This window comes from Sorangium sp. So ce131 (assembly GCF_051519095.1).
Lineage (GTDB): Bacteria > Myxococcota_A > Polyangia > Polyangiales > Polyangiaceae > Sorangium.
This window is the reverse complement of the sequence record NZ_CP150455.1, coordinates 11,193,284-11,215,661: the sequence shown is the minus strand read 5'-3', so window position 1 is coordinate 11,215,661 and position 22,378 is coordinate 11,193,284. Positions and strand designations below refer to the sequence as shown.

General features: G+C 73.0%; 17 protein-coding genes. 6 read left to right on the top strand and 11 right to left on the bottom strand.

Going from position 1 to position 22,378, the window contains the following annotated elements:
• Positions 1 to 39 precede the first annotated feature (39 nt).
• A complete protein-coding gene (gene glnA, locus WMF43_RS40630; protein ID WP_437673261.1) occupies positions 40 to 1,452 on the top strand; it encodes a type I glutamate--ammonia ligase in 1,413 nt (470 codons plus the stop codon).
• A gap of 222 nt (positions 1,453 to 1,674) precedes the next feature.
• The gene (locus tag WMF43_RS40625) at positions 1,675 to 2,757 is read left to right on the top strand and encodes a serine/threonine-protein kinase (protein ID WP_437673260.1); all 1,083 of its coding nucleotides are present in this window, start codon (positions 1,675 to 1,677) and stop codon (positions 2,755 to 2,757) included.
• Positions 2,758 to 2,847: 90 nt separating this feature from the next.
• Here the strand turns inward: WMF43_RS40625 and WMF43_RS40620 are convergent, their stop codons facing one another.
• Positions 2,848 to 4,794, bottom strand: a complete 1,947-nt coding sequence (locus WMF43_RS40620; protein WP_437673259.1) for a permease — start codon at positions 4,792 to 4,794, stop codon at positions 2,848 to 2,850.
• Between the two features lie 109 nt (positions 4,795 to 4,903).
• Complete coding sequence (locus WMF43_RS40615) at positions 4,904 to 5,356, bottom strand: Fur family transcriptional regulator (protein ID WP_437673258.1); 453 nt, start codon at positions 5,354 to 5,356, stop codon at positions 4,904 to 4,906.
• A gap of 648 nt (positions 5,357 to 6,004) precedes the next feature.
• Between WMF43_RS40615 and WMF43_RS40610 the strand changes: the two genes are divergently transcribed.
• Positions 6,005 to 6,877 (top strand): zinc metalloprotease, encoded by an 873-nt coding sequence (locus WMF43_RS40610; protein ID WP_437673257.1) that lies wholly within the window; start codon positions 6,005 to 6,007, stop codon positions 6,875 to 6,877.
• Positions 6,878 to 6,966: 89 nt separating this feature from the next.
• On the opposite strand, the gene WMF43_RS40605 is transcribed toward WMF43_RS40610, so the two are convergent.
• The 6 genes from WMF43_RS40605 to WMF43_RS40580 form a co-directional block, all read right to left on the bottom strand.
• Positions 6,967 to 7,737, bottom strand: a complete 771-nt coding sequence (locus WMF43_RS40605; RefSeq protein WP_437673256.1) for a hypothetical protein — start codon at positions 7,735 to 7,737, stop codon at positions 6,967 to 6,969.
• A 292-nt stretch (positions 7,738 to 8,029) separates the two neighbouring features.
• Complete coding sequence (locus WMF43_RS40600) at positions 8,030 to 8,866, bottom strand: type II CAAX prenyl endopeptidase Rce1 family protein (RefSeq protein ID WP_437673255.1); 837 nt, start codon at positions 8,864 to 8,866, stop codon at positions 8,030 to 8,032.
• Positions 8,848 to 9,996 carry a peptidase MA family metallohydrolase gene (locus WMF43_RS40595; RefSeq protein WP_437673254.1) on the bottom strand — a complete coding sequence of 383 codons (1,149 nt, stop codon included), beginning with the start codon at positions 9,994 to 9,996 and terminating at the stop codon, positions 8,848 to 8,850. The genes WMF43_RS40600 and WMF43_RS40595 overlap by 19 nt, the downstream gene beginning before the upstream one ends.
• Complete coding sequence (locus WMF43_RS40590) at positions 9,993 to 10,841, bottom strand: hypothetical protein (protein ID WP_437673253.1); 849 nt, start codon at positions 10,839 to 10,841, stop codon at positions 9,993 to 9,995. The genes WMF43_RS40595 and WMF43_RS40590 overlap by 4 nt, the downstream gene beginning before the upstream one ends.
• Before the next feature lie 107 nt (positions 10,842 to 10,948).
• Complete coding sequence (locus tag WMF43_RS40585) at positions 10,949 to 11,938, bottom strand: NAD-dependent epimerase/dehydratase family protein (protein WP_437673252.1); 990 nt, start codon at positions 11,936 to 11,938, stop codon at positions 10,949 to 10,951.
• A gap of 43 nt (positions 11,939 to 11,981) precedes the next feature.
• Positions 11,982 to 13,127, bottom strand: coding sequence for a hypothetical protein (locus WMF43_RS40580; RefSeq protein ID WP_437673251.1), 1,146 nt, complete (start codon positions 13,125 to 13,127; stop codon positions 11,982 to 11,984).
• A 186-nt stretch (positions 13,128 to 13,313) separates the two neighbouring features.
• Here WMF43_RS40580 and WMF43_RS40575 point away from each other — a divergent pair, with 186 nt between their 5' ends.
• Positions 13,314 to 15,557 (top strand): cyclic nucleotide-binding domain-containing protein, encoded by a 2,244-nt coding sequence (locus tag WMF43_RS40575; RefSeq protein WP_437673250.1) that lies wholly within the window; start codon positions 13,314 to 13,316, stop codon positions 15,555 to 15,557.
• Between the two features lie 4 nt (positions 15,558 to 15,561).
• Here WMF43_RS40575 and WMF43_RS40570 read toward each other — a convergent pair whose 3' ends face one another.
• Both WMF43_RS40570 and WMF43_RS40565 read right to left on the bottom strand, forming a co-directional pair.
• A complete protein-coding gene (locus WMF43_RS40570) occupies positions 15,562 to 17,271 on the bottom strand; it encodes a serine/threonine protein kinase (protein WP_437673249.1) in 1,710 nt (569 codons plus the stop codon).
• Between the two features lie 85 nt (positions 17,272 to 17,356).
• Positions 17,357 to 18,439 (bottom strand): serine/threonine-protein kinase, encoded by a 1,083-nt coding sequence (locus WMF43_RS40565; protein ID WP_437673248.1) that lies wholly within the window; start codon positions 18,437 to 18,439, stop codon positions 17,357 to 17,359.
• A 525-nt stretch (positions 18,440 to 18,964) separates the two neighbouring features.
• Here WMF43_RS40565 and WMF43_RS40560 point away from each other — a divergent pair.
• A complete protein-coding gene (locus WMF43_RS40560) occupies positions 18,965 to 19,675 on the top strand; it encodes a helix-turn-helix domain-containing protein (protein WP_437673247.1) in 711 nt (236 codons plus the stop codon).
• Positions 19,676 to 19,776: 101 nt separating this feature from the next.
• On the opposite strand, the gene WMF43_RS40555 is transcribed toward WMF43_RS40560, so the two are convergent.
• A complete protein-coding gene (locus tag WMF43_RS40555) occupies positions 19,777 to 20,301 on the bottom strand; it encodes a hypothetical protein (RefSeq protein WP_437673246.1) in 525 nt (174 codons plus the stop codon).
• 338 nt (positions 20,302 to 20,639) lie between these two features.
• Here WMF43_RS40555 and WMF43_RS40550 point away from each other — a divergent pair, with 338 nt between their 5' ends.
• On the top strand, positions 20,640 to 22,304 hold the full coding sequence (locus WMF43_RS40550) for an N-6 DNA methylase (RefSeq protein WP_437673245.1): 1,665 nt from the start codon (positions 20,640 to 20,642) through the stop codon (positions 22,302 to 22,304).
• Positions 22,305 to 22,378 lie beyond the last annotated feature (74 nt).

Here is a 22,378-nt window from a genome sequence, read left to right as displayed (position 1 = left end):
CTATCGAGAGCAGAGAGTTCAGCGAGGTAGAGGAAGATCATGAAGCCGAAAGATGTCGTCGCGTTTGCGAAGGAAAACGACGTTAAGTTTGTCGATCTCAAATTCATCGATCTGCCCGGCGTCTGGCAGCACACGACGATCCCCGCGTCTCGCCTGAACGAGGACATCTTCGAGGAGGGGATCGGGTTCGACGGCTCGTCGGTGCGCGGGTGGCAGCCGATCAACGCGAGCGACATGCTCATGACGCCCGACCCGACGACGGCGAAGCTCGACCCCTTCCACGCCCAGAAGACGCTCAGCATGATCTGCAAGATCAGCGATCCGGTGACCGGCCAGCCCTACGGCCGTGACCCGCGCTACATCGCGCAGAAGGCCGAGAACCACCTCCGCGCGAGCGGCATCGCCGATACGACCTACTTCGGGCCCGAGGCCGAGTTCTTCGTCTTCGACTCGGTCCGTTACGAGAGCAGCCAGCGCGGCGCCTTCTACGAGATCGACAGCGAGGAGGCGGTCTGGAACACCGGCAAGGCCGGCGTGAACCTCGGGCACAAGATCCGGCCGAAGGAGGGGTATTTCCCCGTCCCGCCGACCGACACGCTCTCCGACCTGCGCGCCGACATGATGAGCACGCTGATCGAGACGGGCATCGGCGTCGAGGTCGGGCACCACGAGGTGGCGTCGGCCGGGCAGTGTGAGATCGGCATCCGGTTCTCGACGCTGACGGCGATGGCCGACAACCTCATGTGGTTCAAGTACGTGATCAAGAACGTCGGCCGCAAGCACGGCAAGTCGGTGACGTTCATGCCGAAGCCCCTCTACGGGGACAACGGCAGCGGCATGCACTGCCACCAGTCGCTCTGGAAGGAGGGCAAGCCGCTCTTCGCCGGCGACGGCTACGCGGGCCTCTCGGACACCGGGCTCTGGTACATCGGCGGCATCCTGAAGCACGCGAAGGCGCTCGCGGCGCTCACCAACCCGACGACGAACAGCTACCGCCGGCTCGTCCCCGGCTACGAGGCGCCCGTGAACCTCGCGTACTCGAGCCGCAACCGCTCGGCGTCGATCCGCATCCCGCTGCCGCCCGGCAACAGCCCGAAGGGCCGCCGCATCGAGGTCCGCTTCCCGGACGCGAGCTGCAATCCGTACCTCGCCTTCGCGGCCATGATGATGGCCGGCCTCGACGGCGTCCAGAACCGGATCGATCCGGGCGACCCGCTCGACAAGGACATCTACGCGCTCTCGCCCGAGGAGCTGAAGGAAGTGCCGCACATGCCGGGCTCGCTCGACGAGGCGCTCAGCGCGCTCGAGCGCGACCACGAGTTCCTCCTCCGCGGCGACGTCTTCACGCGCGACATCCTCAAGACCTGGCTCGACTACAAGCGCGAGCGCGAGGTCGACGCGATCCGGCTGCGCCCGGTCCCGCACGAGTTCTTCCTCTACTACGACGTCTGAGCCTCCGACGTCCGGGCCCCCTCCATCCGGACAGCGAGCGGCCGGCGCAGCAGAAAATTGCGCTGTGACCCTCGCTGTCCGCCGGCCTTCCTCGCGATTCGCCCTCGCGGCGCCGGCGGCGCGTGATACCGCTCGCCGTCGCCTCGGGTTATCCTCGCCTCGCTTCGGGGGTCGGGGGAGGGGTGACTCCCTCCTCCTGAAAGACGATACCTCGGCGCAGCAGTGAACCCTGGCGATCTTATCCAGTCTCGTTACCGGCTCGTGAAGCTCCTCGGCGCAGGGGCCAGCGGGTCGGTTTGGGCTGCGAAGAACGAGCTCATCGATCGCGACGTGGCGCTCAAGGTGATGCGCCCCGACGTCGCCGAGGACGCCGTCGCGCTCCAGCGCTTCTTCAACGAGGCGAAGGCGAGCGGGCGGGTGCGCAGCCCCAGCATCGTCGAGATCCTCGATCTCGGGCAGGCCGAGGACGGCTCGCCTTTCCTCGTATTCGAGCTGCTCATCGGCGAGGGGCTCGACGAGTGGCTCCGGCGCGAGCGCACGATCGAGCCCGAGACGCTGGTCGAGATCTTCACCGGGCTCGCGCGGGCGCTCGACATGGCCCATCAGCAGGGGATCATCCACCGCGACCTGAAGCCCGCGAACATCTACATCCACCGCAATCACCAGGGCGAGCTCATCGGGAAGATCCTCGACTTCGGGATCAGCAAGGTGATGGAGAAGGAGCACAACTTCGCGCTGACCCGCACGGGCTGCGTGGTCGGCTCGCCGGCCTACATGTCCCCCGAGCAGGCCGCGGGGCGCGAAGATCTCGACGCCCGCGCCGACATCTGGTCGCTCGGCGTCGTCATGTACGAGGCGCTGAGCGGGACGCTCCCGCACCAGGCGCCGAACTACAACGCGCTCATGGTCCGCATCCTGAGCAAGGACTGCGACCCGATCGCCGCGCGCAACCCCGGGCTCCCGCCGCGCCTCTGCCAGATCGTCGACGCCTGCCTCAGGCGCGAGCGCGAGGACCGGATCGCCTCGGCGGGCGCCCTCGCGAAGGAGCTCGAGGCGGTGCTCCGCGAGCTCCGCGCCGCGCGGTTCCGCGGCCAGCCGGGGCGGCGCGCCTCGGACCACGGCCTCGGCGGCAAGCTCGGCCTCGCGGCGGCGAGCGCCGGGGCGCGCGGCGGCGCCGCCGCGTCGCTGAGCCGGCTCCTGCGGCACGGGCGGCGGCTGCCGCCCGCGATGCTCATCGCCGCGGGGCTCGGGGTGGCGTTCTGGGTGACGGTGCTCGTGCTGATCGGCAAGTACTGGATCCGCTGAGGGACGGAGCGCGAGCGCGCAGCGCCGCGTGGCGGGCGCGATGGGCGCGGCGGCCGAACGCCCTGCGCCGGCGCTCCGGAGCCCCGGCGCTCAGGGGCGCGGCGCGCCGGGGCACGCGGCGGCCGCAGGCTCGCGAGCATCGGCCGGCGCGCCGTGGCGATCACACCCGTGCGCGTGGGCGCCGTGCTCGTGCGGATCCTCGGGATCGAGCGCAGCGGCGTTGCCGTGGGCGCTCATGTTGCCGAACCACGCGCGCGGGCCGAGCCTCATGAAGCTCGCGAGCAGGAGCGCCCCGAGCGCCGCCGCGCAGAGCCACTCGACGATCGCGTGCTCGTGGGCGAGGAGCCCGTGGAGCTCCGGGGTCGACGCGGCGGGGAGGAGGGCGTTCGCGGCGAGGCCGAGCGCGACGGCGACGGCGACGCTCGCGATCGCGAACACGGCGGCGGCGCCCGCGCCGAGCGATCGCCTCAGCGCGGCGAGCAGGGCGAGGTTCACCGCGGGCCCCACGAGGAGGAACGCGAGCGCCGCGCCGGCGGAGAGGCCCTTGTGGATCATCACGGCCGCGAGCGGCGTCGCGCCCTGCGCGCACACGTACACGGGCATCGCCGCGAGCGCGCTCACGACGACGGCGGCCGGCGCACCGAGCGCGCTGGCGGCGGCCGGCGCGAGCGTCGCCTCCACGACGGCGGCGAGCACCAGGCCGACGAGGTACCAGGCGGCCACCCGGTCGAGCTCCGGCCCGACGGCCTCGGCGACCGCGGCGCGGAGCTGCGCCCGCGGCGCGGCCTGGCCGCGCGCGAGCGGCGCGCCGTCGGGCGGCGCGGCGCCGTCGGGCGGCGTGGCGCCGTCGGGCGGCGTGGCGCCGTCGGGCGGCGCGGCGCCGTCGGGCGGCGCGGCGCCGTCGGGCGGCGCGGCGCCGCCCGCCGCGCGGGCGACGAGGACCGCGACCGCCACGGCGAGGAGCGCGCCCGCCGCGACGCGCGCCGCGGCGAGCGGCAGGCCGAGAAGCCGAAGCGAGAGCGCGGCGCTGCCCACGTCGAGCGTCGGCGCGCCGATCGCCAGCGCGATCACCGCGGCGACCGGCGCGCCCGCGCGCAGGTGCCGCCGCGCGAGCGGCAGGGCGCCGGGCGCGCCGAGGGGCAGCTGCAGCCCGGACACGACGCCCCGGGCAGCCTGGATCAGCGCCGGGCCGCCGCGCAGCTGAAGGCCGGCGCGGAGCGGGAGGAACACGCGCAGGAGCCCCGCCGCGGCGAGCCCGGCGAGCATGGCGGGCGCGGTCTCGACGAACAGCGGGCCGAGCGACTCGGCGATCGACGGCTCGCCCGGATGGGCGCGCGTGAGGGAGCTCTCCGGGTCGGGGATCGCGAGCACGACGGCGAGCCCGGAGGCGAACGCGAGGGCGCTCGTCAGCCGCGCCCTCGCGTCGCGCGGCGGGGGCTCGTGCGTGTGCACCACGATGCGCAGGAGGACGCCCAGGCCGAAGGCGATGAACGCCTCGAACGACTCGTGCGGCAGGCGCTCCAGGAGGCCGTGGCCGAGCAGGGCGCCGAGCAGCGTGAGCGCCGCGAGCAACCCGAGGCGCGCGGTGAGCTGCCGCCACCCCCAGGCCGGCAAGAAGCGCGCGGCGAGCGACAGCCCCTCCGGCAGGCGGTGCACGACGACGGCGACCGCGAAGAGCACCCCGTCGGTGCTGCCGTCGGCCGCGGCCACGGCCAGCGCGAGCCCGGCGCCGTCGAGCAGCCCGTGGACGGCGAGCGCCGAGAACGCGACCTCTCGCCCGAGCGCCTCGCCGGCGCCGCGCCGCCGGTGCTCTGTGAGCCAGAGCGCCGCGTACCCGAGCGCGAGCCACAGGACCGCCTGCGCGCCGATCTCCTCGACCACGTGCGGCAGGTGGCGCGAGAGGACGAGGGCGGGGACCAGGCCGAGCGTCAGCCCGTCGAGCGCGGACGTCGGCAGCGCCCGGCGCCGGCCGAGCGCCACGAGGAGCGGCCCCGCGGCGAGGCCGGCGATCGACAGGGCGACGACGAGCGCGAGCATGGGAGCGCTGGGCTATGCCCGAGCGACGGGCCCTAATCAACATCAAATTGGTGTTGCAACCGAGATGCGCGCGGCCGCTCGCCGCGGCTCGGCGGCGCTGCGCCGCGGCTCAGGCCTGCACGCAGCGGTCGCAGCGGCCCTTGATCTGGATCTGGAGGCCCTTGCGACGCAGCGCGCGGGGCGCGCCGCGCGCCGCCTTGATCTCGATGCTCTCGTCGGGGAGGCAGAGCACGTCGCCGCACGTGTCGCACATGAAGTGCGGGTGCTCGTCGGTCGCGTGGCTGCCGGCGCCCTCGCGCAGCTCGAAGCGCCAGAGGTGGTCGCCCATGTCGGTGCGGCGCACGAGGCCGGCGTTCGTCAGATCGATCAGGTTGCGGTAGATGGTGGCGCGATCCCAGCCCTTCGGGGCGAGCTCTGCCGCGAGCTCGGCGTGGCTGGTGGGCGTGCGCGAGCGGCCGAGGCTCTGCAGCACGGCGATGCGCGGTGAGGTGGCTCGCAGTCCGGCCGCCCGGATCTGCTCGCGGAGCTGGTCCGCGGACTGACCTGCTTTCGAACGCGCCATGGGGACACCTCTACCGTCGCCCGGACGGTACTGCAATCGGGATGCGCGTGGCGCGCCGGGCGCGCTGTGCCCGGGCCGATCTCGCGCCGAGCACACGGCGGTGAGAGGCCGCCCGGCCGCTACCGAGCCCGCCCCGCCGCGCGGCCTCTGGCCCACCGGCCCGGCGAGCGCCGTCGGTTTCGCTCCGCGCGGACGCGACGGCGCCGCGAGATCCCGGGCGGACGCGAAAAGAGGCAGCGGGGACGACAGCGCGGCAGATGGCGAGTCGGGCGACCCTGTGTGCCTCGAGCAGGTCGCGCGTCGCGATCTGCACATGCCAGGCGGACGCGTCACCGCGCGCTCCGGCAAGCGGTCTGTGCTCCATAATGGAGCGATCGCTCCAAGTTGGATCACCTGAGTGTCCGCTCGAAACCGGCCTTGCGCTGCGTCATCGCGCGCGCGTGTGTGTGCGCGGATTCCGCCAGCAAAGGAGGACGGGACCAGCGCGGACCGCCGCGGGATCTCCCCCTGTCGTTTTGACCTAAAACCTTTCTTTTCGAATTGAACCGGTTGTCACCGAAGCGCTATATTTCGACGTCCTTTGCGGGGAACGACCCAAGGAGAACGTCTATGCGAGATCGGACGCGTGCGGAGGTACTTGCCTTAGTCTTGATCGCTACCTTGAGCGCCGCGTGCGCCGGCGAGCCGCTCGACCCCGCGGAAGAAGAAGAGACGACCGTCGCCGACGTCGACCCCGAGCAGGCGGACGTGGCCCCGGTCCGGCTGAAGCGCGGCTGCGGCACCATCGAGCCGAGCGACGAGCAGAAGATGGCGATCGAGGAGGTCCTGCGCAGCCGCGCGCCGTCCGGGTTCACGGGGGTCGCCCCTGCCACTATCAACGTGTACTTCCACGTCATCAACAAGGGCCCGGGCATCTCGAACGGCGACGTGCCCGACTCGATGATCAACGAACAGATCGGTGTGCTCAACGCCGCCTACGCGAGCACCGGCTTCAGCTTCACGCTCGTGTCAACCGACCGGACGACCAACTCGACGTGGTACACGATGAGGCAAGGGTCCAGGACCGAGAAGAACGTCAAGGCGGCGCTGCGTCGCGGCACGAAAGCGGACCTCAACATCTACACGGCCAACGTGGGCGGCGGCCTGCTCGGCTGGGCGACGTTCCCGTCATCCGCCGATGCGAACCTCGCCAGCGACGGCGTCGTCCTCCTCTACTCGTCGCTGCCGGGCGGGGACGCGATCCCCTACAACCTGGGGGACACGGGCACTCATGAGGTGGGGCACTGGCTGGGCCTCTATCACACGTTCCAGGGCGGCTGCTCCGGGGTCGGGGACTACGTCTCCGACACGCCCGCTGAAAAAGAGCCCGCGTACGGCTGCCCCAGGGGTCTGAATACATGCAGCGGCACTGGCTCCGATCCAATCGAGAACTTCATGGACTACACCGACGATGGGTGCATGGACAGGTTCACCGCAGGGCAGACCCAGCGCATGTTGGATCAGTGGCGCGTCTACCGTTGACCGGCGCCTGACGTCCGATCACCACGCGCAGCGCGGCGGGGAACGAGCGGCGGAGTCGTCCGCCGCTCGCTTCACCGAGCGCACGTGGATCACATCGACTTGACCTGAGCCCGGCGCTCGAAGCTCCGGCCCCTGGCGAGCAGGCGGGACACGGGGTCGGCGCGCGGCGGGGCCGGGCCCGCGTCCCCCTCGCCCTCCGCGAGGCGCTGCTGCCGGCGGGAGCCGGCCTGGACGCCGAAATAGACGCCGAGGAACGTCATGAGCCCCCAGCCGAGCAGGCCGACCGCGAGCAGGCCGGTCTGCCGCGAGGCGTCGCTGCCGAGCTGGCTCATCTCCTCCATCGGCGCCGACAGCTTGCTCACCTCCTTCATCGGCTCGCGCAGCGTCGCGACCTGCTCCATCGGCTGCTTGAGGCCGGCGACGTCGCGCATCGGGGCGTTCAGGGCGGCGACGTCCGAGAGCGGACCCCGGAGGCCCTCGAGGCTCTCGTTCATCGCGGCGATCGTCGCCTTCATCTCGCTCAGGCGATCCATCGACTGCTCGAGGCTCGCGGTCTCCCGCAGGCTCCGCTGCATCGCGTCCATGGACGCCTTGAGCTCGGCCAGCCGCTCCATCGCCTCCTGCATCTCCGCGACCTTCTCCATCGGCTGGCGCAGCTCGGCGAGGCGATCGAGGCTCTGCTGCGACTCGCGCAGCGCCTGGTTCGACGCCTCGATCACCTCCTGCGTGCGCTTCATCGCCTCCGTGGTCGCCTGGATGGAGCGCGTGTTCGTCTCGACCATCGTCGCCATGCCGCAGCCGGTCGTCCCGAGGACGAGCAGCATTGCCGGCACAATCTGACGGACGTTTCCGAAATGCATCTCCCATCGTTGGATCTTCGCAGGCGCCGCGTCAATGTGGGTTTGACGCGCTGCGCTGGAATATGTCATAGTCTTGTCCTAGGAGTGAGGCGCTGTGGGACGTGCGCAGTTCGGCCCGCGATCGGCCGTGCTGCCCGTCGTCGCACCGCGCTGTGAACTCTCCGTGTCGGTTCAGCGGACGTTCACGCCGGGCGCGGGCGCCACGGTGGCGTTCGCGCCCGGCGAGGGCGGGGTCGCTTCGCGCCCAGCAGGGGCGGGGGCGCTGCGTCGTCGGCCGGCGGGGGCCGGGCCGCTACGGCGCCGGCCGGCGGAGGCGGGGCGCGGCGGGGCGGAGGATGAGCGCGGCCAGGATCGCGAGCGTGAGCGCGGTGAGCCAGGCCGGGGGGCCGAAGGCGCGGGTCCCGGCGGCGAGGGCGCCGTCGGCCCACGTGGCGTCGAGCAGGGAGCCGCGCAGGCCGGCGCCGGCGAGCGCGATGAAGCTCGCGTGGGCGGCGACCGCGGCGAACGCGCCCCGGCCCCGGCGCCAGAGCGCCGCGGTGAGCGCGCCCAGCGCGGTGGCCAGCGCGAAGCTCGCCGCGGACGCGCCCGGGGCGAGCCCGATCGCGGCGCCGTGCGCGAGCGCCGAGAAGCCCAGCGCGTAGCGGCTCGAGAGGCCGGCGCGCGCCGCGGTGGCGAAGGGGATGCCCGTGAGCAGGAGCTCGTCGCGCACGGCGAGCGCGGCCGCGCGCGCGAGGGCAAAGCCGAAGCTCGCCGAGGGGGCCCCGGCCTCGACGCGCGCCCAGCCGAGGATCACGGCGACGCCGAGCGCGAGCAGCACGGCGAGCGCGCCCAGCGCCGCGCCGAGGCCGATGCGGCGCGCGACCCGGGCGCGGTGGGCCGGGTCGGCCCGCTCCCGAGGATCGAGCCACTGCACGCCGGCGCGCGCGGCGGCGAGGTCGGCGACGACGGCGCCGGCGAGCGCCGCCGCGAGCGGGCTCGACGAGAGCAGCAGGGAGGTGAGCCGCAGGACCGCGGCGAGGCCGACGATCCAGGCGGCGCCGATCGCGAGATCGATGAGCCGGCGCTGCTCCCGCCGGGGGCCGGAGCTCGGGCCGGCGGCCTCCGCGGGGTTCAGTGGAGCGTGTGCCACTGGCCGTTGTGCTCCACCTTCGGGACGTCCGTGTCGCCGTCGGCGTCGCCGCGGTGGCGCGCGCCCAGCGTGGCCACGAGCTGCGCCGTGGACGGGCGCGCGGGACGGGGGCGCGGCTCCGGCGCGGCGCGGAACCTCCGGCGCGGGGCGGGGGGCGGCGCGGACCTCCGCCGGCGGAGCCGCTGCACGGCGAGCTTGCCCGCGATGATCAGCCCGAGCAGCAGCAGCGAGCCCGCGAGCACCGGGAGGAAGCCGTAGCGGCGCGCCACGTCGGCGCGCCACGCGCGCTCGAGCTCGGAGCGCGGCGCGGCGTAGGCGGACTCGAGCGCGGCCGCGAGCGGCGCGCCGGCGCGCACCTCGTCCAGGGCGCGCGCGAAGCCATGCCGGCGGTCGCCCGCGACGAGGAACCGGACGAGATCCGCCGCCTGCGCGCGGGCCAGCGGCGCGGCCGCGTCCTCGGCGCCCGGCAGTCCCGCCTCGATCTCGGCCAGCGGGAGCAGGCGCGACCTGAGCGCGGCGACGCTGAGCAGCTGCGCGCGGCGGGCAGCGCCGTCGCCCGACGCGTGGACGGCGAAGCCCTCGTGGAACCAGGGCGGGAGCTCGGCGCCGCCCGTGGCCTCGTCGAGGGCGAGGTGCGCGAGCGCGTGACGGAAGGCGCGCTCGAGATCGGGCGGGTCGAAGCCGAGGCGGGGGCCGGCGCTGAGCACGGCGAGCCGCAGCGCGCCGAACGCGACGGCCGTCGCGGGGGCGTCGATCCCCCCGGGGACGAGGTTGTCGAGCTCGGCGGGGACGGCCGCGATCCGGACCTTCACCGGCGCGACCAGCACCTCGCGGCCGAGCAGGGCGCCGAGCTCGGCGCGGAAGGCGCCGGCGCGCGCGATCAGGGAGCGGACGCGGTCGCGCGTCGACGGGTGGTAGGCGACCTCGAGCCAGCGGAGATCCTCGGTGAGGTACTCCGGCGGGGGCGGCGGGACCACGGGCGCGGCCGCGCCGTGGAGCGCCGCGGCGGGCGCGTCGTAGACGCGCGGGGCGCCGCGGGCCGGCCGGGGCGCGGTGACGAGCGCGAGGCACAGGAGCGCCGCGAGCCTCAGCCCCAACGCCGCCGGGCTGCGCCGGGCCGACCGCGTCATGGCGCGATCCGGCCCTTGAGGTGAACGGTGTCGCCGTCGCTCGCGCCCGTCTGGGCGAGCACCAGCACCGCGAGCCCGGTCGCGGCGACGCCCGCCAGCGGCCCCCAGAACCAGGGAGAGCTCCACACCGAACGGCGTTCGCTCTGCGCGGGCGGCGCGCCCGCCGGCGTCGGCGGGGCCGCGGTCGCGAGCGGGCGCACCGGGCCGCCTTCCGCCGACCGCGCGGGCGCGCCCCCGTCCGCGGGCAGCAGCGCGCGGATCGCCGCGCCCGCGCCGGGCCAGTCGATGGTCGTCGCGGCAGGGGCGGCCGCGCCGTCGGCGGCGCGCTGGAGCGTCGCGCCGAGCTCGAGCGGCGCGTAACGCGCGCCCGCGACGTGCAGCACGCGGGCGACGGGGTGGCCCTGCGCCGTGCTCACCGCCACGACGAGCGCCGCGCCAGCGCCCGCGCCGAGCGACGCGAGCAGCCCGCGCGCGACCGGCTCGGACCCGGCGCGCCCGGCCGAGCGGCGCACCTCGGCGAGCTCCTTGACCGAGGCCGGCGCGTCGGGCGGCGGGGGCTCGCCGGCGAGCGCCTGCGCCGCCGCCTCGTCGATGGGCGGGCGAAGCGCGGGGTCGCGGTAGACGACACGCGCGAGCGACCGGGCCGCCTCGGCGCTCTCGTCGTCCACGGCCACCACGACGGCGCCGCGCAGGGCCGCCCGAGGCGCGGCGGCGCCCGGGGCGACGCGCGGCGCCTCCGCGGCCGGCGCGCCGCCCGGCGGCGGCTGCTCCGCCCGCGCGAGGGCGGCCGCGAGGCCGAGCGCCGCGGCGGTGAGGACCGAGGCAGCGTGCGGACAGCGGCACATGGGTTTACCGTACGGAGCCGGCGGGCGAGCGTCAAACAGCGCGCGCCGCGGCGCCGCCGTCGCAGCGCGCCACGGCGCCGCCGTCGCAGCGCGCCGCGGCGCCGCCGTCACAGCCAGCCGTGCTCGCGGTACCACGCGACCGCGCGGCGCGTCCCCTCGGGCCAGCTCACCTCGGGCGCCCAGCCGAGCTCCTTGCGCGCCTCGCTCGAGTCGCAGACCCAGTGCGCCGCGGCGAGCTCGTTCAGCTTGTCGCGCGTCAGCATCACGGGCTTGCCGGTGAGGCGGCTCAGACCCTCGCTGGCGAGCGCGGCGCCGCGCACGAGCGGGAACGGCACGCCGACCCGGACGAACGCGCGCGCGCCGAGCGCGGCCTCCACGTCGGCGAGCATGTCGCGCCACACGTACACGCGGCCGTCGTCGATGAAGTAGGCGCGGCCGCTCGGCGCGTCGCTCTCGAGCGCCCGGACGCACGCGGCGGCCGCGTCGGTGGCGTAGATGACGCTCAGCGTGTTCCTGCCGTCGCCGAGCATCGGCAGGAAGCGCCGCGCGACGCTCTGGAAGAACGCGAACGACTCCTGGTCGCGCGGACCGTAGATCATCGGGGGGCGGAGGACGACGACGGGGAGCGCGTCCTTCTCGGCGAGGACCAGCCGCTCGGCCTCGAGCTTCGAGCGGCCGTAGCGCGTCACCGGCGACGGGCGCGCGTCGGCCGCGACGGGGCGCCCGTCGAGGCTCGGGCCGACCGCGGCGAGGCTCGAGACGAACACGAAGCGCTCCAGCGCGGGCGCGGCCTTCGCCGCGTCGAGGAGGTTCCGCGTGCCGCCGACGTTGATCCGGAAGAACTCCGCCTCGTCGCGCGCCTTGACCAGCCCGGCCGAGTGCACGATCGCGGTGACGCCCGCGTCGAGCACCGCGCGGCGGACGCTCTCCGCGTCCTCGACGGCGCCGTAGACGAGCTCGACGCCGCGCAGCGTCGCCAGGAACTTCGTGCTCGACGAGCGCCGCACCAGGGCGACGACGCCGTACCCCTTCTGCGCGAGCTGCTCGGCGACATGCGAGCCGAGGAACCCGCTCGCGCCCGTGACCAGCACCCTCATCGATCCGCTTCCTCCCGCCGCTCCCCGCTGCGCCCCCGCGCGCTCAGAGCGCGCGCTCGTACACCCGGTACTTCTTGTAGATCCGGCCGCCCATCAGCCGGATGCCCGCGTTGATGGCGGCGTTGTCCTCCAGCGTCCACCCGAGCTCCCCGCCCTCCATGCCGAGCAGGTGAGCCGCCCGGTTCATCTCGACGTAGAGGAAGGCGCTGAGCCCGGCGTAACGCCGCACGTGGCGCCACTTCTTGCGGATGCCGAGCACGACGAGGCGCCCGCTCTTCGGGCCGCGCACGCGCAGCCGCCAGAGCAGCTTGAAGATCCCGCTCGGGAGGAGCCGGCCGTGGAAGTCCTTGATCAGCTCGTTCAGGTCGGGCAGCCCGAGCGACACGGCGGCGGGCTCGCCGTCGATGAACGTGAGCTTCGTGAGCTCGGGCATCAGGATGAGCCGCACGTCGTTCGCCCACTTGATGAGCTCCTTCTCGGTCATCGGGACGAAGCCCCAGTTGTCGCTCCACGCGTCGTTGAAGACGTCCATGAGGATGCGGATGTCGCGCAGCAGGTTCTTCGGATCGCCGCAGCGCGTGTGCACCTCCGGCATCGCCAGGATCTCGGCGTGGGCCTTCTGCGCGCGGACGGGGATGTCGCCGACCTCGTACCGCCACGCGTAGAGATCCTTCACCTTCTCGAGCCCCGCCTGCTCGATGAGCCGGCCCTGGTGCGGCCGGTGGTAGGACATCATGAGCACCGGTGGGTGCTCGAAGCCCTCGACGAGGCAACCGACCTCCTCGTTGATCGAGAGCGAGTAGGGGCCGCGCATCCGCTTCATCCCGCGCGCGCGCACCCAGCCGGCGGCCTCCGCGAGCAGCGCCCCGGCCGTCTCGGGATCGTCGATGGTGTCGAAGAAGCCGAACATGCCCGTCTCGTCCCGGTGGTACCGTAGGTGCTCGTGATCGACCTGCGCGGTGATCCGGCCCGCCGGCCGGCCGTCCTTGTAGGCCACCCACGCCGTCCCCTCGGCGTGCTCGAAGAACGGGTTCTTCTTCCTGTCGAGCCGATCGCGGATGTCCAGATCGAGCGGCCGGATATAGCTGGGGTCGCCCTCGTAGACGGTGTCGACCACGTTCAAGAAGTCCTTCAGGACCTTCTTGTCGCCCTGCCGGAGCTCGCGGATCTCGATAGCCATAAGGCGCATGCCCGTACCGTCCGCCCCGCGGCGCCGCAAGGGGATCGCGCCGACAGGATCCCCTCCGATTCGGGGACGCCGCGCGGGCGGATTCGGGGACGCCGCGCGGGCGGATTCGGGGACGCCGCGCGCGCGGAGCCGGTAAGCTCGCGCGGAGGGCGGCTGTCCTGCCGCCGGGCACTCAGGTGACGCAGGATGATGACGCCGAAGGAGTTCCAGAAGCAGTTCAAGCGGCTGCTCATGAGCCGCGTGGAGGGCATGGACTGGGATGACAAGCTCGCCCGGGTCCGCCAGTACCTGCGCCAGCTCGAGGCGCGGCAGAGCCCGGAGGAGGAGTCGGCCGAGCTCTCGCCCTCGCTGGAGCTCATCCCGTTCGAGCCCGGCAAGCGGCCCGTCGACGAGGCGCTCTACCCGGGGCACGGGTGCAGCGAGCGCGTCGGCTGCGTCAACACCGCGGGCGACCCGGCGGAGCTCGGCGACGAGGTGTGGCTGCTCTACCGCCTGCGCGACCTCTACGCGTTCGTCGCGCCGTTCGAGCGGCCGTTCGAGGTGACCATGTCGGCGTGGTTCCTCCCCGCGAACCTCGTCGACGGCGAGCCTTGCCCGGTGCCGGGCATCGTCGACCTGCCGCTCAGCCCCCAGATCGTCTCGACGTCGTCCTACCCGGTCCCGAAGCTCGAGCCGGCGCCGTGGAACTCGTTCCACCAGACGGTCTACGTCGCCACGATCATCCCCGCGCGGCAGCTCATGCCGCACCCGCCCGGCGAGGAGACCGGCGGCGGCTACGGCTGGCACGAGCTGCCCGACGAGTTCCGCGCGCGCATCCCCGACGGCGCCGACCCGTTCACGTTCGCGAGCCTGTTCCGCCAGCAGATCCGGGTCGAGATCAAGCTCAGCGAGGGCGGCAGGACGGTCTCGTCCGAGTCGACCGACGTCGAGGTCTTCGACACCGGCCGCTTCGGCTCGCTCTACGCGCGCCTGCTCGACCGGCTCCTGAAGGCGGACCTGGAGGCCCAGCAGCAGGAGCTCGGGATCGAGGAGCTGCACGTCGGCTACCACCCGTGGTTCCCCGTGCTCACCATCGGCACGGACAAGTCCCTCCTGTACCTCCGGGCCATCCACCAGGATCTCGAGCAGCACCGGCGCAACCTCCCCGATCCGCGGTGGCTGCTGCGGCTCGGGCTCTACCTCGAGCTCCTCACGTGCCTCGGGATCTTCGAGGCCGTGAAGGACGAGTACCCCGACATCCTCTCGCCGGAGGAGCGCCGCGCGTTCGAGAAGGGCGAGGCGTTCGCGCCGATCCGCGCGGCGATCGACCCCGCGGCGTGGAAGCAGGTCTGGGACATGCGGCACGTCGCGCCGCGCGCGGCCGGCTTCTTCTCGGCGGGGCCCGTGAGCCTCACGAACCTGATGCGCAAGCAGAAGGCGACGCTCGCGTTCCTGCACGTCCACCACGCGGACCTGCAGAAGGCGATCGAGCTCGCGGGCCCCAACCTGTGGAACGCGCAGGAGACCTGGCACCGGGTGTTCCGCGACGCGGAGCGGGCGGTGCTCAAGAACAGCGCGCTCGCGTTCCCGGAGCTCTCGCACCTGGAGCCGCGCTGGCGCGACTTCGCGCTCTGGCACCAGCGGGGCGACATGCGGCTGTTCGGGCTGAACCTCATGCCCGAGGCGCTCACCGGGCTGTTCGGCGATCAGGACGGCATCTTCCCCGCGGCGTGCCGGCAGTACCGGAAGTCGATGAACGACGTCGCCCGGTGGGCCGCCGAGCGGCACCTCATGGATTACACGGGCGAGGAGTGCATCCCGCGGAACGCGAGCCTGCTCGAGGCGTACATGGACAAGAACCCCACGCTGCTCGCCGCCCTGCAGCGGCGCGACGGCTACGGGGCCGCGCAGTCCGTCGAGCTCGACGAGCCGGCCAAGTCGCAGCGCGAGGCCACCGCCGACGACGTCATGACGCTGCTCCGGCGCACGCCGGTCTTCAAGCCGCTGCTGGACCGCGAGCTCCGCCGGCTCGCCACGAAGGCGCGGCGGGTCGAGTACGGCCCGCTCGACCGGATCGTGCTGCAGGGGCAGCGGGACTCGGCGATGTTCGTCGTGGCGTCGGGCACCGTGGAGGTCCTGGTGCGGCACCCCGACGGGCAGGACATGCCCGTCGCCGCGCTCGAGAAGGGCGCGGTCTTCGGCGAGTTCGCGCTGCTCACGGGCGAGGAGCGCACCGCGACGGTGCGCGCGATCGACGAGGTGGTGCTCTACCAGATCACGAAGGAGGCGCTGCAGCCGATCATCGAGGCGCGCCCGCAGCTCGTGATCGAGCTCAGCCTGCTCATGGCGTCGCGCCAGGCCAACCTGCGCGACGCGGCCGAGCGGTACCTCGAGGCCGAGGAGAAGGTGCGGAGCCTCGCCGGGCGCATCCGCCGGTTCGTGCTCGGCTGAGCGCTCAACCCTTGAAGAGCCACGCGAGGGCGTCCGCCTCGGTGGTGAAGAACGAGTACTCGGGCAGCCCCATGGCGGCCGACAGGCGGGAGATCTGCATCTTCGAGAGCGCGCTGTTCACGAGGTTCGCGGCCCGCCGCATGCCGTTGCCGGCCGCGAACGCCATGGTCTGCTCGACGTAGGGGCTCACGTCGGGCCGCTGCGGCGGGAAGTCCGCGATGTCGGCGAGCACGTACCAGGGCTTGCCGAGCCCGAGCAGCGTCGAGGCCTTGCCGCGGAAGTCGTCGAGGTACGCCTTGCCCTCCTCGACGTCCCAGAAACCCCAGACCTTCACGTAGAGCACGCCGGTCGTCGTGTCGGCGCGCACCTGGAACCGGCGCTGCGGCGGGCGATCCCGCCGCGAGGTCGGCTCGGGCCTCCGCGACGGCTCGACGAAGGAGGACCGCGGCGGCTCGCCGAGGGAGGGCCTCGGCGATTCGCCGAGGGAGGGCGTCGTGCGGCTCGGCGTCACGCCGCTCAGGGGCGAGCGCTGCGAGAGCTCCGGGCGAGGCAGCTCCGGGCGCGACGGCTCCGGCGGGATCTCCGGGCGCGACGACTCCGGGCGCGAGGGGGGCAGCGGGCTCGGGCCGGGGTGCGGGCGCAGCGGGCGGCGCGAGACGGGCGTCTTGACGAGCTCGGGCACGGTGACGGTCGGCACGTCGGCGAAGCCGGCGGGCTGGACGGCCTGCGACGGCTGCGTGGGGGCGGTCGGGCTCGGGCCGGCGGGGACCGGCGGCGGGCGCTCCGGCACGAGCACGATGCGCGACATCCGCGGGAGCGGGGCGCCGAGCGCGGCGGCGAGCGCGTCGATCGCGACGGACGCGCGCTCGAAGCGGTCGTCCGGCTTGAGCGCGGTCGCCCGGAGGAACCAGGCGTCGAACTCCTTCGGCAACGTCGCGGAGCGCCGGCGGGCGGCGCGCGCGCTCGGCGGCTCCTGGGGGCCGCGCAGCAGCTCGGCGGCGAGCAGGTAAGGCGACGGGATCGACTCGGCCTCCTCGGCCCAGTACGTCTCGCCGACGAGCAGCGTGTACGCGACGTGGCCGAGCCCGTGGATGTCGGCGCGCGGGCCGACGTTGCGCTCGGCCCGGATCTGCTCGGGCGACATGTACACGGGCGTGCCGATCATCTGCCGGGTCAGCGTGGAGGCGTGGTGCTGCTCGATGACCTTGGCGATGCCGAAGTCGAGGATCTTCACGCACGGCGAGCCGTCGTCGCGGACCGTGACGAACAGGTTGTCCGGCTTGAGGTCGCGGTGGATGATGCCGGCCGCGTGCGTCTTGTCGAGCGCGAGCGACGCCTGGAAGAGGTAGAGGGCGACGTCCTCGGGGGGGAGCGCGCCGCGCTTCTTGAGGAGGCTGCCGAGCTCCTCGCCGCGGAGCAGCTCCATCACGAGGAACGGCGTGCCGGTCGCCTCGTCGACGCCGGCGTCGGAGGTCCTGACGATGTGATCGCTCTCGATGCTGCCGGTGACGCGGGCCTCGAGGGCGAAGCGGGCGCGCAGCTCCTCGCTGTCGAGCAGGCTCGGCAGCATCACCTTGAGCGCGCGGGGCGTCGCGGTCACCTGGTCGAGGACCTCGTACACCGCGCCCATGCCGCCCGACTTGATGACGCGCAGGACGCGGTAGCGGTCGCGAAACCGCGTGTTCGGCTGCAGTAGGCCGGGCGAGGAGCTCATCCTGCGGCCCTCGGTTCAGACATGGTTTCCGATACGCTATCAGCGGCGCTTCCCGCGTCGCAAGGCGCTCGGGTAGGGAAACGTCTCAAGCCGGGACTGCGCCGCTCCGGGCGGCGCCGTCGGGGGCCCGCGCGGCGCGGTCGAGCAGCGGCTCCAGCGCGCTCCAGAGCGCGCGGACGTCTTGAAAACGCGCCTCGGGGGTGATGGCGAGGGTCTGGGCGACCCACACGTCCACCTCGGGCGGCAGGTCGGGGCGGAGGGCGTGCAGGCTGGGCCGCGGGCCGCGCGCGGCGGCGAGCAGGATGTCGACACGGCTCGCGCCCATGAACGGGACGCGGCCGCCGAGCGCGCGGAAGAGCACCGCGCCGAGCGAGTAGATGTCGATCCGGTGGTCGATCTCCTGGGGCCGGCCCTTCCACACCTCGGGCGCGATGTAGCTCGGCGAGCCCGGGATGGCGCCCTCGCGGGTGAGGGGGTCGGCCTGCATCACCTTGACAAGGCCGAAGTCCAGCAGACGCACGCAGCCGCGCGACGCCGCGCCCGCGTAGATCTGCGGGCCGCTGCTCGCGTCGTCGCCGCTTCCGGGCGGGTTCGAGTCGCCGATCGCGCAGGGGGGCTCGCTCTTCAACGGAGCGGGAAATGGAGATGAGGAAGCGCCGTTTTTGTGGTCTACATTACTATTTGCGCGCGTGGAGGACGGGCCGTCCGGATCGGGCTCGAGGACGAAGATGTTGGCGGGCTTGAGGTCGCGGTGGACGATGCCGCGCGCGTGCGCCGCCTCGAGGGTGTCGACGATGGGGCGGAACAGCTCCTTCAGCCGGTCGAGCGGGAGCCGCTGGTTCTGCGCCTCCATGTGGCGGAGCGTGGTCTCGAGATCGCGGCCCCTCAGGAACTCCATGACGATGTAGAGGGTGCCGTCGGGCGCCTCGCTGAAGGCGAAGACCTGGGTGGCGCTGGTGCCGGAGAGCGCCCCCATGGCGCGCGCCTCGCGCCGCATCCGGGCCTTGAAGGCGGGGTCGGAGGCGAACTCCGGGTGGAGGCACTTGACGGCGACGAGGGCGCCGCGCTTCTGGTCGAGGGCGCGGTACACCACGCCGTGGCCTCCCTGGCCGACCACATCGAGCAGCTTGTACCGGCCGTCGATCACGTCGTGGATGTCGTGGTCCATCGGCAACTCCTCGGTGTCCCGACCGCGCTGCGCCGGCACCTCCATGCGAGACGGGGCCACGTTCTAGCCGCTCTCGCGCTCCGGCGGTAGGTACGGGCGGAAGCCGGGCTGGCCGGGAGGGGGCGGCTGCCGGGCGCGCGGGGGCACGGCGGGGGATGTGGCAGGTCCGCGGCCGGGGCGCGGCGGGCGGCGGGCCGGTGCGCGGCGCGGGGAGGGCCGCGGGGCGGGACGGGAGGGCGCGGCGGGGCGCGACGGGGAGAGAGGTGGCCGGGCGCGACAGCGGAGGGCGCGTGTCCCGGAGGAGGGATGGGAGGGGAGCGGCGCGCTCGACGGGGGAGGGCGCGCGGGGAGCGGGCACGCCCGCCGGACAGGAACACCGCGCTAGGAGATCCGGGGGCCGAGCTCAGGCGCAATCCCGAGGAGTGACGGAATCTCCTGATGAACATTAACTTGAATTACAATTAGGTGACGTTCTTGGTCGTATTGCCAGCCCGGAGATCCCGTGTAGAGTGGCGCCAACCTGGTATGAAATCGGTACGACAGAACAGCGGCCTTGCCTCGGTGAACGGCGCCGTCCCGGTCGCTCTGGACGTGCACCACGAAAAGGCCGGCGAGCAGGAGATGGATGGGGAGGAGGCGTGGACCTACGAGGTCGCCCACTCCGACTCGCCCGCGGATCTCACGCCGGTCGTCGGCGAGAACCTCCGGCGGCTCCGCACGCGGCGCGGCCTCTCCCTGGAGCGGCTCTCGAAGGTCTCCGGCGTCAGCCGCGCCATGCTCGGGCAGATCGAGCTCGGCCGTAGCGCGCCCACCATCAATGTCGTCTGGAAGATCGCCCGCGCCCTCGGCGTGCCGTTCTCGGCGCTCATCAGCAACCGCGTCTCCAGCGGGCCGATGCTGCTGCGCTGTGACCGCGCCAAGCGGCTCACTTCCCATGACGGAAAATTCACGTCGCGTGCGCTGTTTCCGTTCGATGCACCCAGGACGGTCGAGTTCTACGAGCTCCGGCTCGCCCCGCTCAGCGTGGAGGAGGCCGATGCTCATCCGCCCGGCACGACGGAGAACATCGTGGTGAGCCAGGGGACGGTGGAGATCAGCGTCGATGGCCAGCGTTACCTGCTCGCGACGGGCGACGCGCTGGTGTTCCAGGCCGATACGCCGCACGTGTATCGCAACCCGGCCAACGTCGAGGCGCAGATGTACCTCGTAATGACGTATTCGCTGTCGGCCCCCTGAAGAGGGGCGCTCGCCACCCCGGGGGGGTGGAAACACGAACGCCGGCGAGCGCCGGCGTCCTGTGGATCGAATCAAAGAAAGCGAGCTGCTGACCGGCTGCGCTACTTGGTCGCGGCGGTCGTGCCCATCATCATGGGCATCCCGCCGCACATCATCATCATCGGCATGCCGGCCGACATCATCTTCATCATCGCGTCGCAGCGCTCCTTGAGCATGTCCATCGACATGCCCTCGACCGGCATCATCTTGCAGGTCATCCCGTCCTTGGTCATCTCACAGGTCATCTTGCACATCATGGGCATGCCCATGCCCATGCCGGGCATCATCGGCATGCCCATGCCGCCCATGCCCATGCCGGGCATCATCGGCATGCCCATGCCCATCATCGGCATGCCCATGCCGCCCATGCCCATCATGCCGGGCATCATCGGCATGCCCATGCCCATCATCGGCATGCCCATGCCGCCCATGCCCATCATGCCGGGCATCATCGGCATGCCCATGCCCATCATGCCGGGCATCATCGGCATGCCCATGCCCATCATGCCGGGCATCATCGAGGCACCAGACGTCATCTCCGGGTTCATCATCTGGGGCATCATCGGCATCTGCATCGCGGTCATCATGGGGGGCCTCCCTGTCTTCAGCGCTCGTCGCTTGTCGCGAGGCTGTTCTAACCGGCCCCTGTGCGGCCGCAAAGTGTTCCCGCTGGCGGCCATCGCTTTGCTCCAGTCTAGCGGACGCGCCTCCATGGGCTTGGAGACGCCGGCGCGCCGAGCGGAGGATCATCCAGTATCGCGACAGGGGTGAACGGAGGAACGTCCGCTATCGCGACGGACGGCAGGCCCGCCGCCCGCGGCTGGCGCGACCGTCCCGGGTACGACCGCGACGGTGCGGCGCCCGCGGCTGCCGATCGCCTCCTTATTTTGAGCGTGCCACGGGGGGCGCGGGTACCCTGGTCGTTGTGCCGGCTCAGCTGTCCCTCGTGTTCGACAGCAGCGAGAAGCGAAAGGCTCGCGGCGCGTTCTTCACGCCCCTCCGGCTGGCCGAGTTCCTGGCGTCCTGGGCGGTCCGCTCGCCGAAGGACCGAATCCTCGAGCCCTCGTGTGGGCACGCCTCGATCCTCTCGGCCGCGGGGCGCCGGCTGCGGGCGCTCGGCGGCCGTACGACGCTGCACGGGCTCGATGTTCACCCGCCGTCCATCAGCGCGGCCCGGGCCTGCCTGCGCGGGGAGGGGCTCCGGTCGGCGCTGCGCATCGGCGACTTCTTCGATGAGCCCGCCGCGCCCCGGTTCGACGTGGTCATCGGGAACCCGCCCTACATCCGTTACCAATCGTTCTCGGGGAAGGACCGGCTCAAGGCCCAGCGGGCGGCGCTGTCGCAGGGCGTCCGGCTGAGCGGGCTCGCGAACGCGTGGGCCGCGTTCGTGGTGCACGCGGCGAGCTTCCTCCGGAAGCACGGCCGGCTCGCCCTCGTGCTGCCGGCCGCGCTGCTGTCCGTCAACTACGCGGCGTCGGTCCGGCGCTTCCTCCTGGATCGCTTCCGATCGGTTCAGCTCGTCATGTTCGAGGAGCGCGTGTTCCCGGAGGTCCTGGAAGAGGTGGTCCTCCTCCTGGCGGAAGGGGAGGGGCCGACGCCGCGCTTCGACCTCTTCCAGGTGCACGACCTCGACGGCCTGCAGGCCCTCGGCGGGCCGTCGGCCTCCCCGGCGCGCCCCTGGTCGCCGGCGGGCGCCGAGGACAAGTGGACCGAAGCGCTGCTGCCGCCGGAGGCCGCGCGCGCCTACGCCGCGCTGACGGCCGGGCCGAGCTTCGAGGTGCTCTCCGCCTGGGGCGACACCGATCTCGGCATGGTCACGGGCAAGAATACGTACTTCACCCTCACGGCGGCCGAGGTCGCGCGGCTGGGGCTGCCGGAGGGCGAGCGACTCCGCATCTCACCGCCTGGATCAAGCCACCTCCGCGGGCTCGCCTTCACGGACCGGACCTTCGAGGAGATGGCCGGAGCGGGGGCCCGCGTCTACCTGTTCTATCCGGACAGGGACGACCCTTCCGAGGCCGCGCGGCGTTACATCGACGCCGGCGAGCAGCGCGGCGTCCACGCGGCGTACAAGTGCGCCGTGCGCTCGCCGTGGTGGCGCGTCCCGACCGCGCGTGTGCCCGACCTGTTCCTCACCTACATGAACCACGATACGCCGAGGCTCGTGTGGAATCAGGCCGGGGCCGCGCACCTGAACTCCATCCACGGCGTGACGTTGAAGCGCGACCGGCGCGAGCTCGGCGCGGACCTCCTGCCGCTCGCCATGTTGAACAGCGCGACCCTGCTCGGCGCCGAGCTGGTCGGCCGCTCGTACGGCGGCGGGATCCTGAAGATCGAGCCGAAGGAAGCCGACCGGCTGCCGATGCCCTCGCCCGCCGCGCTCGACGCCGCGGGGGGCGCGCTGCGGGCGCTGCGCCCGGAGCTCGCGGACCACCTCCGGAGCGGGCGGATGGTTGAGGTCGTGCGTGCGGTGGACGAGGCGCTGCTCGTCCGCGCCGCGGGCGTGCGGCCGGGCGAGGTGGCGGCGCTGTCCGAGGCGCGGGCGAGGATGGCCGCGCGCCGCGTGGCCCGCGCCGGCAAGCCGAGGTGAGCGGGCGGCGGGGGCGCGCCTGGTCGGGTACGGGACTTTGGAGGAGGGGCGCGCGCGAGAAGCGCGATTGCTCC